Source organism: Mycobacterium adipatum (assembly GCF_001644575.1).
In the GTDB taxonomy this organism is placed as follows: domain Bacteria; phylum Actinomycetota; class Actinomycetes; order Mycobacteriales; family Mycobacteriaceae; genus Mycobacterium; species Mycobacterium adipatum.
The window spans coordinates 811,105-825,550 of record NZ_CP015596.1 but is presented as its reverse complement, the minus strand read 5'-3'; the positions used below and the strand labels follow the sequence as shown (position 1 = coordinate 825,550).

The 14,446-nt window shown below is 67.8% G+C and carries 20 protein-coding genes; 6 read left to right on the top strand and 14 right to left on the bottom strand.

Features of this window, described 5'->3' with window-relative positions:
- Window positions 1-8 precede the first annotated feature (8 nt).
- Together A7U43_RS03765 and A7U43_RS03760 are read left to right on the top strand one after the other, a co-directional pair.
- On the top strand, window positions 9-1,205 hold the full coding sequence (locus tag A7U43_RS03765) for an MFS transporter (protein ID WP_068001820.1): 1,197 nt from the start codon (window positions 9-11) through the stop codon (window positions 1,203-1,205).
- Between the two features lie 108 nt (window positions 1,206-1,313).
- On the top strand, window positions 1,314-1,775 hold the full coding sequence (locus A7U43_RS03760; protein ID WP_067991304.1) for a hypothetical protein: 462 nt from the start codon (window positions 1,314-1,316) through the stop codon (window positions 1,773-1,775).
- A gap of 23 nt (window positions 1,776-1,798) precedes the next feature.
- Here the strand turns inward: A7U43_RS03760 and A7U43_RS03755 are convergent, their stop codons facing one another.
- On the bottom strand, window positions 1,799-2,272 hold the full coding sequence (locus A7U43_RS03755) for an SRPBCC family protein (RefSeq protein WP_067991299.1): 474 nt from the start codon (window positions 2,270-2,272) through the stop codon (window positions 1,799-1,801).
- A gap of 168 nt (window positions 2,273-2,440) precedes the next feature.
- Here A7U43_RS03755 and A7U43_RS03750 point away from each other — a divergent pair, with 168 nt between their 5' ends.
- Window positions 2,441-3,406, top strand: a complete 966-nt coding sequence (locus A7U43_RS03750) for a helix-turn-helix transcriptional regulator (protein WP_197499960.1) — start codon at window positions 2,441-2,443, stop codon at window positions 3,404-3,406.
- A gap of 116 nt (window positions 3,407-3,522) precedes the next feature.
- Window positions 3,523-3,873 (top strand): STAS domain-containing protein, encoded by a 351-nt coding sequence (locus tag A7U43_RS03745; protein ID WP_156525832.1) that lies wholly within the window; start codon window positions 3,523-3,525, stop codon window positions 3,871-3,873.
- A 16-nt stretch (window positions 3,874-3,889) separates the two neighbouring features.
- On the opposite strand, the gene A7U43_RS03740 is transcribed toward A7U43_RS03745, so the two are convergent.
- The 7 genes from A7U43_RS03740 to A7U43_RS03715 form a co-directional block, all read right to left on the bottom strand.
- The gene (locus A7U43_RS03740; RefSeq protein ID WP_067991293.1) at window positions 3,890-4,084 is read right to left on the bottom strand and encodes a hypothetical protein; all 195 of its coding nucleotides are present in this window, start codon (window positions 4,082-4,084) and stop codon (window positions 3,890-3,892) included.
- Window positions 4,085-4,205: 121 nt separating this feature from the next.
- A complete protein-coding gene (locus A7U43_RS03735) occupies window positions 4,206-4,640 on the bottom strand; it encodes a cupin domain-containing protein (protein WP_067991291.1) in 435 nt (144 codons plus the stop codon).
- Between the two features lie 101 nt (window positions 4,641-4,741).
- Complete coding sequence (locus A7U43_RS30540; RefSeq protein WP_257747833.1) at window positions 4,742-4,867, bottom strand: hypothetical protein; 126 nt, start codon at window positions 4,865-4,867, stop codon at window positions 4,742-4,744.
- A 91-nt stretch (window positions 4,868-4,958) separates the two neighbouring features.
- Window positions 4,959-5,192, bottom strand: coding sequence for a hypothetical protein (locus A7U43_RS03730; protein WP_067991288.1), 234 nt, complete (start codon window positions 5,190-5,192; stop codon window positions 4,959-4,961).
- A gap of 136 nt (window positions 5,193-5,328) precedes the next feature.
- Window positions 5,329-6,564, bottom strand: coding sequence for a DUF7373 family lipoprotein (locus tag A7U43_RS03725; protein ID WP_067991285.1), 1,236 nt, complete (start codon window positions 6,562-6,564; stop codon window positions 5,329-5,331).
- A gap of 53 nt (window positions 6,565-6,617) precedes the next feature.
- Window positions 6,618-7,436: a cutinase family protein gene (locus A7U43_RS03720; protein WP_067991282.1), complete on the bottom strand. Its 819-nt coding sequence runs from the start codon at window positions 7,434-7,436 to the stop codon at window positions 6,618-6,620.
- Window positions 7,437-7,487: 51 nt separating this feature from the next.
- Window positions 7,488-8,435 (bottom strand): AraC family transcriptional regulator, encoded by a 948-nt coding sequence (locus A7U43_RS03715; RefSeq protein ID WP_067991279.1) that lies wholly within the window; start codon window positions 8,433-8,435, stop codon window positions 7,488-7,490.
- 80 nt (window positions 8,436-8,515) lie between these two features.
- Between A7U43_RS03715 and A7U43_RS03710 the strand changes: the two genes are divergently transcribed.
- Both A7U43_RS03710 and A7U43_RS03705 read left to right on the top strand, forming a co-directional pair.
- Window positions 8,516-9,352 (top strand): NAD(P)H-binding protein, encoded by an 837-nt coding sequence (locus tag A7U43_RS03710; RefSeq protein WP_068001817.1) that lies wholly within the window; start codon window positions 8,516-8,518, stop codon window positions 9,350-9,352.
- Complete coding sequence (locus tag A7U43_RS03705; RefSeq protein ID WP_067991275.1) at window positions 9,340-9,762, top strand: pyridoxamine 5'-phosphate oxidase family protein; 423 nt, start codon at window positions 9,340-9,342, stop codon at window positions 9,760-9,762. Before A7U43_RS03710 ends, A7U43_RS03705 begins: the two co-directional genes overlap by 13 nt.
- Here A7U43_RS03705 and A7U43_RS03700 read toward each other — a convergent pair.
- From A7U43_RS03700 to A7U43_RS03675, 6 genes are read right to left on the bottom strand one after another with little or no spacing between them, the layout of a single operon-like run.
- A complete protein-coding gene (locus A7U43_RS03700; protein ID WP_067991273.1) occupies window positions 9,750-11,390 on the bottom strand; it encodes an ABC-F family ATP-binding cassette domain-containing protein in 1,641 nt (546 codons plus the stop codon). The two genes, A7U43_RS03705 and A7U43_RS03700, sit on opposite strands and share 13 nt — an antisense overlap.
- A 23-nt stretch (window positions 11,391-11,413) precedes the next feature.
- Window positions 11,414-12,091: an energy-coupling factor ABC transporter permease gene (locus A7U43_RS03695; protein WP_067991270.1), complete on the bottom strand. Its 678-nt coding sequence runs from the start codon at window positions 12,089-12,091 to the stop codon at window positions 11,414-11,416.
- 21 nt (window positions 12,092-12,112) lie between these two features.
- Entirely contained in the window at window positions 12,113-12,421 is a 309-nt protein-coding gene (locus tag A7U43_RS03690; RefSeq protein WP_067991267.1) for a nitrile hydratase accessory protein, read from the bottom strand.
- Complete coding sequence (gene nthA / locus A7U43_RS03685) at window positions 12,418-13,038, bottom strand: nitrile hydratase subunit alpha (protein WP_067991265.1); 621 nt, start codon at window positions 13,036-13,038, stop codon at window positions 12,418-12,420. The genes A7U43_RS03690 and nthA overlap by 4 nt, the downstream gene beginning before the upstream one ends.
- Window positions 13,035-13,769, bottom strand: coding sequence for a nitrile hydratase subunit beta (gene nthB / locus A7U43_RS03680; RefSeq protein WP_067991262.1), 735 nt, complete (start codon window positions 13,767-13,769; stop codon window positions 13,035-13,037). Before nthB ends, nthA begins: the two co-directional genes overlap by 4 nt.
- Entirely contained in the window at window positions 13,766-14,290 is a 525-nt protein-coding gene (locus tag A7U43_RS03675) for a DUF1097 domain-containing protein (RefSeq protein ID WP_067991261.1), read from the bottom strand. The genes nthB and A7U43_RS03675 overlap by 4 nt, the downstream gene beginning before the upstream one ends.
- Window positions 14,291-14,446 lie beyond the last annotated feature (156 nt).

The window sequence follows — 14,446 nt, the reverse complement described above, 5'->3', positions numbered from 1 at the left end:
TGGCGCTGATGTTCGACCCCGTCTTCGGCGCGCTGTTCTGGGGCAAGATGTTTTCCGTCGTCGCGGTGTGGACGCACAGCATCATCGCCGCGGTCGTCATGTACGACGCGACCGGTTCGGCCCTGATGGTCGGCCTGGTGGGCGTCGTGCAATTCGGACCCCAGCTGATCCTGAGTCCGATCAGCGGAAAATGGGCCGACAGCGGCAATCCGGGCAGACAGATTCTGCTCGGGCGCCTGTTGTGTGTCGCCGGTTCCGGCTTGGTGGCGGCCTGGATGTTCGTCGAACCGGAGCTCCAGGGTTTCTCGGCCGCCGTCCCGGTATTACTCGGCTCGACTTTGGTCGGCTTCGGTTTCGTGGTCGGCGGGCCGGCCATGCAGTCGATCGTGCCGGACCTCATCCGGGACGGTGAGCTGTCGACCGCCATGGCGCTCAACAGCATCCCGATGACGATCGGCCGAATTCTCGGCCCCGCCGCGGGCGCCTACCTGGCCGCGCATTTCGGCGCGGCCGTCGGCTTTGCGATCAGTGCCGGCCTGCACGTGGTGTTCGCGATCTTTCTCCTGGTGGTTCGACTGCCGGCGCCGCCGGACCGTGTTGCCGGCACCGATTACCGGGTGCGGGCCGCCGTCGCGTACGTCTGGCGTGACCGTCCCCTGTTCCTCGCGCTGGTCGCGGTGGCCACCGTCGGCATCGCGGCCGACCCATCCATCACGTTGGCACCGTCGCTGGCCGACGCGCTGGGCGGCGACACCACGCTCGTCGGCGCCCTCTCGGCGATCTTCGGAATCGGCGCCGCGGCCGGGATGGCCGCGCTGGCTCTCATGCGTGGTCGGATGGCGGCCGCCCGGGTGTCGTGGATCGGGCTCTTGGGGCTGGGCCTCGGCTGCGCGGTGCTGGCCGCCAGCATCAACCCGGGGCTGGCGTTGGCGGGTTTCGCGCTGGCCGGCCTGGGCTTCGGCTGGGCGCTCACCGGATTGAGCACCGTCGTGCAGGAACGCGCCCCGCAGGAGCTGCGGGGCCGCATCATGGCGCTGTGGCTGGTCGGCTTCCTGGGTTCACGCCCCATCGCCGCAGCCCTGCTCGGCGGCACCGCCGATCTGACGAATGTGCAGGTGGCGTTCGCGGTCGCCGCGGCGCTCACCCTCGCGGTGGCGCTGTGGTGCCGTCCGTCCCGGCTGTCCGGCGATCTTCCTCGAGGCTGAATCGTTATCCAGGTTTACCCCGTTTGTCACACGGGTAACTTTGGTCACAGCGCCGAGCTCGGTGGCGCCGCCCCGGAACACGACAAGAGAGCCGAATGGATCATCGCAATGAACACCGTCCTGTACTTCAGCGCCAAGGGCGCCGTTTACGAAACCCGCGCCTATAGCCCCGCCGATATCACCCGGTTGATACAAGACCAGGGCCTGCAGTCCTTGACCAGCGCCGACCGGCAGTTCGATTTCTGGTTCAGCCCTTCCACCCATGGTTGCCAGCGCCGCGTCAACCGCAACGCCACCGAACTCTTGCTCGCCACCACCACGCTGGATGCGAAATCGGTGCCGCTGCTCCGTGGCGCGGTGGTGATCGCCACTCACGACTGCGACGGTGACCTCGACGGTCTCAGCTGGCAGCAACTCGATCTGCTGGCGACGCGCAGCCGCGCTCTGACCAAGCGCGATGACCGTCTGCTCACCCGGCGCATCGTTCGTGCCGAGCGGCACCTACGCCGAGCCGGCGTCCCTGCGGCCACACCGACGCGGGCCACCGTGTCACACGCCCACTCGCGCTGAATCGGCCCTGCGCCCGCGCCGAATCAGCCCTGCGGCGATCGGCGCTCGGCGATGGCGGCAAGTCGCCGCGTGCACTCCCGGTTGCGGGGAATGGCCGCCGCGAGCGCGAGCCGCTCGGGAAACCATCCCATCGGAAAGCCCACCGGCACCTCGGCCATGGTGATGTGGCAACCCCCGTCGGCGGTATCCGAGAGCCGGATGGTGACCCGCGCCTTGCCGAACGGGCGGCCCTTGGCCAGCAGCACCAGCTCACGCAGCGGGTCGCAAGACTCGACCACCGTCTGGTCATCGAGCAGAAGCGGCCACACGCCGATCGAGTGCTCGATGGTGCTGGACTCCTCGGGCCAGCGCGGGTCGACCGCGCGCATCCGGCTGTTACCGACCACCCATTGCGAGTACGTCCAGCCGTCGGCGATCACGGCCCACACCTGTGGGCGGGAGGCGGTGGTCTCACGCTCCACGGTCAGGGAGCTGTCGACTTCCTTCGGGTGCGTCATCGACGCTCCTTCCTCACACAATCGGGCCAATGCCATGTAGTACCCGATCCCAGGTGAGCGAATCACCGGGCGGCCCGCCGGTTGACCGCCTCGTCGCCGGGTTAGACTCGGTGTGAAAGTGGGTTCAGGTCGATGCCCATCCGGTGCTGTCTTTTTGGAGCCCTGATGATGCCCGACCCCATTGACGTCTATCCCGAGCGCTCGCACATCGAGTCCAACGACGCGGATCTGACGCAAAAGCATCTCGAGCAGACCTACTCCGCTCGGTTCACCATCACCCGAACCGGCAGTTGCTCGTGCAACCACTCGCGAACAGACGCCGGTAGCTTCGCGGTCGAAGAGATCCAGCAGACCGGCGATGTGCTGTTGCGGACCGACCGCGTGCCCGCGGTCATCGCGTTGTACGTACAGGACGGCCGGGTCGAGGTGGAGCACGGCCGGCTCACCGGATCCGCCGGTCCCGGCGAATGGCTGCTCGCGTCCACCGGAGTGGGCAGTGTCCAGGTCCGGGTCCGCGATGCGACGCTGCGTTCCCTGGTGGTCTCCCGCACCCTGTTGACCGAGGTCGCCGCGATGGACACCGACACCTCCACGGTGCCGCGCTTCACCGGGCTCGCCCCGGTGACGGCGGCTGCGGGCCACACCCTGGCGGCCACCGAACAGTTCCTCAACCGCATTCTCACTGCTCCCGAGCCACCGGCGAACCGGCTGCTGTTGACGTCGACGGCGCGCATGGTGGCCAGCGCCATCTTGGCGGGGTTCCCCAACGATCTACCCACCGACGGTGCACCCGAGGGGGGCGGGGACGCCTATCCCGCGCTGCTTCGCCAGGCCGTCGAGTTCATCCGGGACAACGCGGCCCACGACGTCGGGGTCGGCGACGTCGCCTCCGCGCTGTACCTGTCGCCGCGCACCGTGCAGTACATGTTCCGCCGGCACCTCGACACCACCCCGACGGCCTACCTGCGCGAAGTCAGACTGGCCCGGGCCCGTGAGGAACTGATCGCCGGCGACCGCAGCATCACCACGGTCGCCGCGACCGCCGCCCGGTGGGGCTTTGCCCACACCGGACGCTTCGCGGTCCTGTACCGGCGCACGTTCGGGGAGAGTCCGCACGAGACGCTGCGACGCTGACCCGCGGCCACGTTGCGTTTGCCGGCCAGTGAACGTCGGTTTGTGGACCCGGACCGCGAGTACCGTTAAGGCTGGTTCAGCAGCAGCCGTAACCGTCGCGATCGATGGAGGTTGCCATGACAGAAATGCTCTTCTACGACGCCCACGCCCGACCGACGTCGTCGTCTCGGCTCGAACTCTGCACCGAGTGGCGCGATATCGATCTGGCGGTGATCACGGTCGCGGGCGACGTGGACGCCGCGAACACCCACCAACTCCTTGACTACACGCTGGGCAAGGTCCTGCTGAGCAGGCGGATGATCCTCGATCTCAGCCGGGTCGGGTTCTTCGCAAGCGAAGGCTACTGGATGCTCAAGACCCTCGAGGCGCGCTGTGCGGTGGCCGAGATCGAATTCACGGTCGTTCCGGGTGCGCTCGTCGGCCGCATGTTGCAGATCTGCCGACGCGCGGATCAGCACTTTTCCTGACGAGCTATCGGCGCGATCACCGCCCGTACAAGAAGTTGTGTTCACCGGTGTCACCGCTGGCATGGGTCGAGACGGTCTGGACCACACTCGCATCGGGGGCGACGGCGGTGGCGGCCATGGCCTGGTTGGTGGTGATGGCGCCGATTGCCAGGATGGCTGTCGCGCCGAGCAGCGCGAATCCGGCAGCGAAGTGGTGGCCGATGCTCTTCATTTCGTAATCTCCTGTGCCACTGGTGTTTTGAACTTCCGGCCGGTACGTTCCGGCCATGGTTCAACAATGGCAGGCGGGGCCCGCGCGGTCTGTCGGCCAGCCGGACCCCGTACCGGGGGATTCACGTGTCCCCCAATCGGGGGAACCGCAGTTCTGCGGGCACCCGACGATCACGGCGCGCTTCGAGTTCGGCGTCGTCGACGAGGACGAACATCTGCTGTTCCGGCGAGCACAGCATGGTGACCAGGAAGCGCAGTGGAACATCGTCGCGGTGGTTGCCGTCCGAGTAATGGATGACATCACCGCCGGGCTCCCAGAACGCCTCGCCGGCCTTGATGACGCGGGGCGCCTCGCCTTCGAGCTCGAAGAGCATCTCGCCTTCCAGCACGTAACCGAAGCAGGGGCCCCCGGGGTGGCGATGCGGCGGTGCACCGGTGTCCCCCGGCCCCCATTCGATGACCGCGGTCATGGCGTGTGCGCCTGCAGGAATGAACGGCGGCCGCACCCCCTGGATGACCGTCATCGCCTTGGTGAGCTTCTCGAGTACATCCGACATGGGCTTTCCTCTCTCGGTGCGGCTGGTACTCGTGACGATCGCACCGAGCGAGGGGTCCCCGAATCACGGAAAACCCGTAGTCCCCCTGGGGTCCGGGGGAACTACGGGTTTTCGGTGAGCTCGCCGGGTTCCTCGGTCGGTAGCGCCTCGGCACCGGGTGTCGCCGGCGCCAGCACCTCGTCCTCGTCGGCGTGGACTTCGGTCGGCTTGGGGTCCTGGGATGTCACGTGTGCTGTCCTCACGTAGTGGCGTTCTCGCTGTCGAGAACACCATTACCCGAGTTGGACACGGACTAATCCGGTGCGTGCACATCCAAGGTCAGCGGCTGCGGTGGTAGTAGCCGTGGTGACGGTGGTGACGGCGGGCCAGGCTGGTGACTCCGTCCTGCGCACCCTGGCCCTGGTGGGCCGCGGGTCCCTGCGATGTGGTCGGTCCGGTGTTGGTGGCGGTGGTGGCCGTGGCGTGGGCGGCGGTGGCACCGCCGACGGCGATGATCGCGGGTGCGGCTGCCATGACGATTCCGGCGGCGAAGCGGCGGGTGGCGGTGTTCATGTCGTAATCCTTTGTGAGAGTTCATGTCCGGTGTTCTCCGGCGATGACTCAAGAATGCCTCCGGCAGCCGGCCGCGTCTGTCCGTCGACCGGGCCCCGCACCGGATGAAGCCGCTGTCCCCCGATCGGGGGAACGTTCAGGGCGCGGTCAGCAGGATGTACTGCGCCGCCATCTGCTGGTGCGCTTCCGGCAACGTCTCCGCGTTGACCTCGACGGCGTAGCGACCCGCCGCGGCGACACAGTAGAAGGCCTTCCCGCGCGCCGAGCAGTGGCTGTCCGGCAGCGCGGGTACCGAATCGGCCGGCGCCGCACCCTGGGCGGTGACCTCTTTGCTGAAGGACCCGACCACCATGGACGCCAGACCGGGGCTCTTCGCCTCGTACACGTTGGTCAGTGCCATCGCCACCGCCGTCACACCGGTGTCGGTGAACAACGTCTTGGAGGCGATCGGGTTGCTCTGGAAATGCACCGCGCCGCCCCGGCTGTAGACGGCATTCTTCGTCGGTGCGGCGCTGCCCGGCAAAGGCAGTGCCTTGGCCAGCAGCCCCGACGGGTCCAGCGGAACGTCGGCCAGGGCATCGGCCGGGGCGGGGGCGAATCCGTCGATCCGCGGGCCCTGTACCTCGATCGCCTTGCGCACCAAGGCAGCCGCCGCGTCGAAGCCGTCGACGGACTGGACGAGTTGCATGAACACGTAGGGACCGTGAGGTGCGAACGACCGGATGACCGTCCACTCCCGCTCCGATTCGTGCGGGGTGAAGGGGTAGGTGGAGGCGGCGGCTTCGGGGTGGCCGGGAATCACCGCAGGTGTCGGGGTGACACCGCGGATCGCCTGAGCGGCCGCGCTCGTGTTCATGTCCACCGTGGCTGATGCGGCGGCCGCCGCGTCCGGAAAACGGAACACCGCATTGATCATCACCGTCTTGTCGGCGACCTGCCGGGCGGAGGCGAATCCGTTGACCAAACCGTGGGTTTCGGCCTGCTGCGCGACGCCCTCGGGCGCGAGTTGCATCAGCGAACCCGCGGAGTCGAGCAGGTAGTACGTGGCCAGATACGGGGTCACCAGCGCCTCGTCGGCCTCCCATGGCCCGACCACGAAGCCGGCCAGGTTCTGCGCGTCGGTGATCGCGCCGACGCGGGGATCACCGGCGGTCCCCAGCGGCGGACGCACTGCCGTCGGGTATGTGCCGGCGTCGAGCAGGGCGGGGTTCACGATGGGCGCCACGGTGGTAGTGGGCACATTGGCCCCCGGCACGCCGGGATCCGGTTGCGTCGCGGAATCGTCGGGGGCTGCGCAAGCAGCAAACAGCGCTGCGGTCGCGGCGACGGACACTACTTTGGTGAAGCGGCGCAACGTTTCTGAAGTATTCATGCTGGCCCGACCCTATCCGGGCGGCCGCACACCGGCGACGCGTTCGGTGAACTTCACGCTGTCGCGTCGGCCACCCCCGCCAGCGGAGCCGCACTCATCACGAGGTTGTACAGCGGGCCGCCCCACGCATGCGGGCCGCTGGCGGCGGGTGCGTACGCGGTGTGGATGGCGATGGCCGAAGCCGGCACCTCCTCGGCCTCGGCGTCGTAATCGCAGACCGGGTCGCCCACATCGCAGACGCTGACGGTGCGGGCGCCGATGGCCGGCGGCAGCGGCGAGGTGTCGGTCGAGGCGAGGAAGGAGTGCTCCTGGGCGACGCCCTTGCCTGCGCCCGGCAGCACCGCCGTCGACCCCATGTTGATGGTGGTGTCCGCGGGCAGCCGGTCCCCGTCGGCGACCAGCAGGGCGGCCGCCACATGCGGGTCGTCGGCCAGATCATGCAGATTGCGGTGGATGACCATCGCGCCCTGGGAGTAGCCGGCAAGCACCACCTTGGTCAGCGGGCAGCGCGCCGTGAACGCCTCCAGTTGATCGGCGGTGGCGTCGGTGCCGTCTTCCACACTGTCCATGAAATCCATCCAACCGCCGAGCCCGCCGCCCAGCGGGACGGGTGCGGCCGGGTATTGCACAGCCTCGGCGGTGATGGTTCGGCCAGTCGCCGCCAGCTCGGAGCTCAACTGCTGGTAGGACTGGTACACCACATCGCCCATCCCGCCGTTGGCGGTCAAGCCGGCCCCGTCGCGTTGGCCGGATCCGGCGGCGCCGATCCAGTGGAAGTCCGCGCACCCCGGTGCCGCGGCGGCGGTGCCGCCGGCCAGCCCGACCAGGGCCGTCGCCGCGACCGTGACCGCCATACCCAACCGAAAGATCATGCTGGGTACATCGCCGGCGGCACCGCCCGTTGTTACCGCGGGTGAGGTCGCTCACCCCTGGCCGGCGGTCAGCACCGCCGCGGTGTTGATGCGCCGGAACTCGCTGGGGCTCATCCCGCGGACCCGTTTGAAGGCCGCGCTGAAGGTGAACGGATCGGCGTACCCCACCGCGCGGGCGACCTCGGAGACCGTTGCCGTCTCCTGTTCGATCAGCAGGTCCATCGCCACGGTCATCCGCCATTTGGTCAGGTAGGTCAGCGGCGGTTCGCCGACCAGGTCGTTGAACCGTTTGGCCAGCGTCGACCGGGACACGCCCGCTCCGGCCGCCAACGACGAAACCGTCCACGAAGCGGCGGGATCGGTGTGCAGCAGTCGCAGCGCATCCCCGACCACCGGATCCCGCTGGGCGGTCCACCACGTCGGCGGATGGCCCTCGGGGCTGTCGAACCAGGTGCGCAGCGTGCACACCAGCATCCAGTCCAACAGGCGGTCCAGCACCACCTGTTGGCCCGGGATGTCGAGGGCGGCCTCGGCGGCCAGGTGGTCCAGCACCGCATCTCCGTCGCCGCCGCCGGCGAGGTGCAGCACCGCAGGCAGTGCGTCCAACAGGCGGCGGCTGATCTCGCCGCGCACCGGGTAGGCGCCGACGACCAAGGTCGTTTCCCCGGACCCGCTGTCGGTCCACCCGATCCGGTGCCGGGTGCCGCCGTACTCGGGTTTCGCACACATCTCCCCGCAGGCGATCGGTTCCGCCGTGGTCGCGAGGTCGTCGACGAAGGTGAAGGTGTCCGGCCCCTTCACCACCACCGTGTCGCGATCGCGCATCTGCACGGGCGCACCATGTTCGGGCAGCAACCAGCCCTGCCCGTCCAGCACGGTGCACAGCGTCAGCGGTGCACCGTCCACGAACTGCAGCGCCCACGGTGGCGACAGCTGCGAGCTGCCGAACAGGGAGCCGTGGGCGCGCACGCCGCGGCACAGGTCACCGAACACGTCCATATATCGAGGCTAGACGAATTCACATGTGATCAGGCGTCACACCCATGGAATCGTCCGACGGCGGAAACTTGAATGGGCTCATGGCTACAGACACAATCCTCATCCTGGGTGCGAGCGGAAAGAGCGGCCGCCGCGTGGCCGCCCGGCTACGGCTGCGCGGTGTCGCCACCCGGCTCGCCTCGCGGTCCAGCCCGACCCCCTTCGACTGGTCCGATCCGACCGGCTGGGATGCGGCGCTGGACGGCGCCACCGCGGTGTACATGGTGGCGCCCGCCACGGTGGGCCCGGCCGACGAGTTCGTCGCCTCGGCGCAGAGCGCCGGGGTGCGGCGGGTCGTGCTGTTGTCCGGACGCGGCGCCGACAGTTGGGGAGACTCGACGTTCGGGCTGGACATGCGCGCCGCCGAGAGCGCCGTACGCTCCTCGGCGTTGGAGTGGACCGTCCTGCGGCCCAACAACTTCGCGCAGAACTTCGACGAAGACCTGTTCTTGGCGCCGTTGCGCAGCGGGGAGCTGGCGTTGCCGGCCGGTGAAACCCCCGAACCGTTCATCGATCTCGAGGATGTCGCCGACGTCGCAGCCGAGGTGCTGACCCGCCCAAGCGGTCACATCGGGGCGACCTATGAACTCACCGGCCCCGACGCTCTCACCTTCGGCACCGCCGTGGAGATGATCTCCCGGGCATCGGGCCAGTTCATCACCTACAAGCAGATCAGCGCGGCCGAGTACACCGCGCTGCTGGTCGAGCAGGGCGTCGATGCCCAGGATGCCGAACACGTCACCGAGATGTTCGTGCTGATGGAGAACGGTTCGCTCGCCACCACCACCGACACGGTGGCGTCCGTGCTGGGCCGCCCGCCCCGGTCCTTCCAGGATTATGTGCTGCGCACCGCCGCCACCGGGGTGTGGTCCCGGTGAAGCTCACATCCGAAGACCTGGCATTCCTGCGCCGCCCGCTCTACGGATTCTTCACGGTGGCCGCCGGCGCCGAGGAACCCCAGCCACGCCCGGTGTGGTTCGAGGCCACCGACATCGGCACCATCGAACTGTTCACCCTTGCCGACGCGGCGAAGGTCCGGCGTTTGCGCACCGACCCGCGCGCGTCCCTGGTGGTGGCCGCCCCGGTCGGTGAACCCGAACACTGGGTATCGGTGGCCGGCACCGTGACACTGGAAAGCCAAGGGGCCCAGGAACTCGCGGCTCGACTGGCCGCCCGCTACTGGGACCTCGGCGACCGCGGGCGCAGCACCGAACTGGAGCAGATGCTGGGCGCCGAGCTGCTGCGGCTGGTCATCAACCCGCAGAAGGTGGCCCGCTACACCCCGTGAACCCGGCCGTTCTCGACGCGCCAGGTCCGATCGAGGCGGACGTTCTGCAGCATCCGGCGGTCATGGGTGACCAGCAGTAGCGCGCCGTCATAGCTCTCCAACGCCTGTTCCAGCTGCTCGATGGCGGGCAGGTCCAGATGGTTGGTCGGTTCGTCGAGGACGAGCACATTGACGCCGCGCGCCTGCAGCAGCGCCAACCCGGCGCGGGTGCGCTCACCGGGGGAAAGCTCCCCGACCGCGCGTTCGACATGGTCGGCGCCCAGGCCGAACTTCGCCAGCAGCGTCCGCACCTCGGCGGTGGGCCAGTCCGGGACGTGTGCTTCGAAGCGGTCCACCAGTCGCCCCGGACCGTCGAATTCCGCACGGGCCTGGTCGATCTCGCCGACGGCGATGCTGGCGCCCAGACCGGCCCTGCCCTCGTCGGGCCGGCTCCGGCCGAGCAGCAACCCCAGCAGGGTCGACTTGCCCGCACCATTGGGTCCGGTGATACCGATCCGCTCCCCCGCGTCCACCTGCAGCGACACCGGCCCCAGGACGAAATCCCCGTGCCGGACCACGGCCCGGTCGAGCGTCGCCACCACTGCGCTCGACCGCGGCGCCGACCCGATGGTGAACTGCAGCGTCCATTCCTTGCGGGGCTCCTCGACTTCTTCGAGCCGCGCGATCCGGCTCTCCATCTGGCGCACCTTCTGCGCTTGCTTCTCGCTGGACTCGGTTTGGGCGCGGCGGCGAACCTTGTCGTTGTCGGGAGCCTTGCGCATGGCGTTACGCACCCCCTGGCTGGACCATTCACGCTGGGTGCGGGCGCGCGCCACCAGATCGGCCTTCTTGTCGGCGAACTCCTCGTACTGTTCGCGCTTGTGCCGGCGGTTGACCGCGCGCTCTTCGAGATAACTGTCGTACCCACCGCCGAAAACGGTGCTGGTGTTCTGCGCCAGATCCAGCTCCAGGACACGGGTCACGCTGCGGGAGAGGAACTCTCGATCGTGGCTCACCAACACCACGCCGCCACGCAGTTCGGTGACGAAACGCTCCAGCCGGGCCAGCCCGTCCAGGTCGAGATCATTGGTCGGTTCGTCGAGCAGCACGATGTCGAAACGCGACAGCAGCAGCGCGGCCAGACCCACCCGCGCCGCCTGCCCACCCGAGAGCGCGGTCATCTGGGTCGCGTCCGGCGCCTCGCAATCCAACCCCAGGTCGGCCAGCACGGCGGGTAACCGCTCCTGGAGGTCCGCCGCGCCGGTGGCCAGCCAATGGTCCAGCGCCGCGGAGTAGGCGTCCGCGGCGGCATCGGAATCGGAGAGCGCCTCGGCGGCAGTCTCCATCGCCGATGTCGCGGCCGCGCACCCGGTGCGCCGCGCGATGTAGCCGGCCACGGTCTCCCCCGGGACCCGTTCGTGCTCCTGGGGCAGCCAGCCGACGAACGCGTCCGCCGGGGCGGCGCTCACCGTCCCGGCCAGCGGTTCGAGATCACCGGCCAGGATGCGCAGCAGGGTGCTCTTCCCGGCACCGTTGGCCCCGACGACACCGATCACATCGCCGGGCGCCACGGTCAGATCGACGTTCTCGAACAGTGTGCGATGGGCGTATCCGCCGGCCACATCCTTCGCGACAAGCGTTGCGGTCATGGCCTCATCATCACATCAACGGATCAGGCCGGGTTGAACAGGCGCGGCTCCAGCCACCCTTCGTTCCGATACCGCTGCAGGGTCTTCGCCCCGGCCAGTACGGCCAGATCCGCCACCGGTTCGACGACAATCACCAGCATGTACGCGACACCGAAGGTCGCAACAGCGGCCACTGTCTGTCCGCTGAATCCCTCACCGTAGAGCGCCCAGAACCCGACCCACGAGACGATGCCGGCCTGGTAGGTCATCGACAGGGTCAGGGCCTGTCGGTACGTCAGTGCGGTATAGCGGGTCTGCGGCGTGATCGTGCGGCCCGCCACGTACTGCAATGCGAACAAGGGCACCAGCAATGTCGTGAGATTCATGCCGTACTGCGGAAGATCGACGGGCGACAGGAACAACCCCTGGATCAGCAGACCCAGCGCCAGGCCGAACGCCGCGGGCGCGACGCCGAACAACAGGAACAGAGTAGAGCCGAGGATCAGGTGCACCTCGGAGACACCGACCGGGAAGTGCGGCAGGATCTCGAAGAACACCAGAACCAGTGCGGTGGTCACGGACGTACCCAGCAGCAACGAACCCGGCCCACGCTCCTTGAGGTGTCTCCACGCCGATGTCAGCGCGTAGCCGCCGGCGCCGGCGGCGGTGGCGTAACTCAGGACGATTTTTGCGCCGTCCACAATTCCTGGCTCGATGTGCATATCGGGTTCCTTTCGCGAGGGTCAGTGGTGGTCATCGTGGACAGCGTGGTCGCCGTCGTCGGTGATTAGTGGAGCGGTGAGGATTTTCCGATGGTCCACAACGTGTTCCAGTGCTGCGACCCAGTGGTCGTAGTACTCCCACTCCCCACGGGCGGGAGGCGGTGCGGACTCCCACGCGCCGATCGTGTCGATCAGGCTCTGCTGAAATTCACTCCACGGGTAGTGCCCGAACTCGGAGAGTGCCAGGGCGAGCCCGAAAGCCCTTCGCTGCCAATCATGGTCGAATGACGGGGCCGCCTGATCCGTGGTGCACGTCTGGTGGAGTTTCATACCGGTTGTCCCGCCAGTGCCACGCCCATCATCGACTCCGTGGTGACCAGACTCATCAGCTCCTTCTCAGTGAAATGCTCGGTACCGGCTGGCCTTTCGGGAATGACGAACCACCGGGAGTGCCCGCTGGAGTCCCACACCTTGATCTCGGTGTCATCAGCCAACTGCACCCCGACCTCGGTGAGCACCGTGCGCGGTTCCCGGGCAGCACGCGCCCGGAACACCGGATCCTTGTACCAGTACGGCGGCAGTCCGAGTACCGGCCATGGAAAGCACGAGCACAGTGTGCAGATGACCAGGTTGTGCACGCCGGGTTCGTTGGCCACCGCCTGCAGATGCTCGCCTTCGGCTCCAGCCATGCCTTCGGGCAGGTCCAGCTCGGACAGCGCGGCCGGGGTATCGACAACGACGCGGGCCGCGAAATCCGGGTCGGTCCAGGCCTTCACGACGATCTTCTGTCCGTTCAGCGGGGTCATCTCGGATTCGAAGTAGGCCAGTACCTTGTCGACGGTCTCGCCGGTGATCACCCCCTTCTCGATCAGCAGCCGCTCCAGGGCGGCGACCCGATCGGCGCTGGACTGCTCACGGTCGGACGGGTACGCAAACTGCTCGCTCACTTGGCCTCCTCGATGGGTTGCAGATACGCCTCGAACAGTTCGGCGTACAGGGTGTTGGCGCCCGGTTCGGCCCGGACACCCCAGAGTTCTTCGGGGGTGAACTCCACGATGTAGATCGGCATCGGGTCGCCGATACCGTCACCGGTGTGCACGAAGTAGCCGTAGTCGCCCTCGAAGATCCGGGTGACGGTGCCAGTCCGAGCCCGGAGGTAGCCGGGCAGCCGGGTATGGGATCCGGCAGGAAGGTCGGCGATGCAGACCTGATCCCCGACCGAGAACTTCGGGTGGGCGATATCGCGGCGCGGGCTGTCTCCGCGGCGGAGATAAGCGATCACCTGGTCGTCGATCGCCGGATCTCCGCCGACCGGTGCCGGTGCAGGGTCCCCGATCAACGCGCTGATCTCCTGCTCCGTCACGTATCCCTGGTCGACGAAGAACTGGCTGATCCCGCCGAGCCACTTCTCGTAGTAGCGGAATTTGAAGTAGTCGAACGGATTCATCGCTTCAGCACCGGTGCGCAGCGAGGCCCAGGTCCATTCGTCCCGGAACTCGGTGGGCACCTCAGAAATCGGGTATGCGGGCAACGCGGAGTCCAGGTGCGTACTGAGACCCATCATCGCGACGTGGATGCCGAAGATCCGTTTCTCCCACTCCTCGACGAACACCCGCTTTTCCAGGGTGAGCGGCGCGGGTAGGCCTTCCAACCCGCCCAGGTAGTGCTGCAGTTTCATGCGGGTGCACCTTCCGTTCCGGTACGGCCGGCCGGAGCCGTACGTGTCATGACATCGGCCAGTAACTCCGAGGCGATCCCGAACGTGGCACCCAGTACGCAGGCGCACGCCGCCACGAGTCCTGGATGGGAGATCGTGGTTGCGGTGACCAACTGGCCGGTGCCCGCCACGGTCGACACGGTGGAGGCGAAGCCCACCACCACGGCCGGTGTCGTGGAGAGCAATCCGATCCAGGATGCCTGCACCATCACCGCACTTCCGACGCCGACGGCGATCGCGGTGGCGGTCAGGCTGCCACCGAGAAGGTGCGCGGCGTACAGGCTTGCGGCGGCGATGACGACACCTGCCAGATTCGAGGCCACCGAGCGCACCCACCCGGCGGTCCCTCCGCCCACGAAGAAGAAGGAAGCCCAGGCCAGGAACACCACCCAGATGGGGACGGTGATCACGGTCGCGGTGAGCGCCACCGCGACCCCGCCGAGCACACCGATGCTCAGTGTCAGAGCTGATCGTGAATCCATAACGGCCACCTTGTCGTTTTGATATCGAGATGTGGTTCTTGGCAACAACGTTGAGCCGATGGTGTTTCCGATTGGTAAAGGCCCGTTATCGGTTGGTCGCCGAGGTGGACATGTTCTGCGCGAAACCGGACCTCGTCGGGCAGGGCCGACCGACAC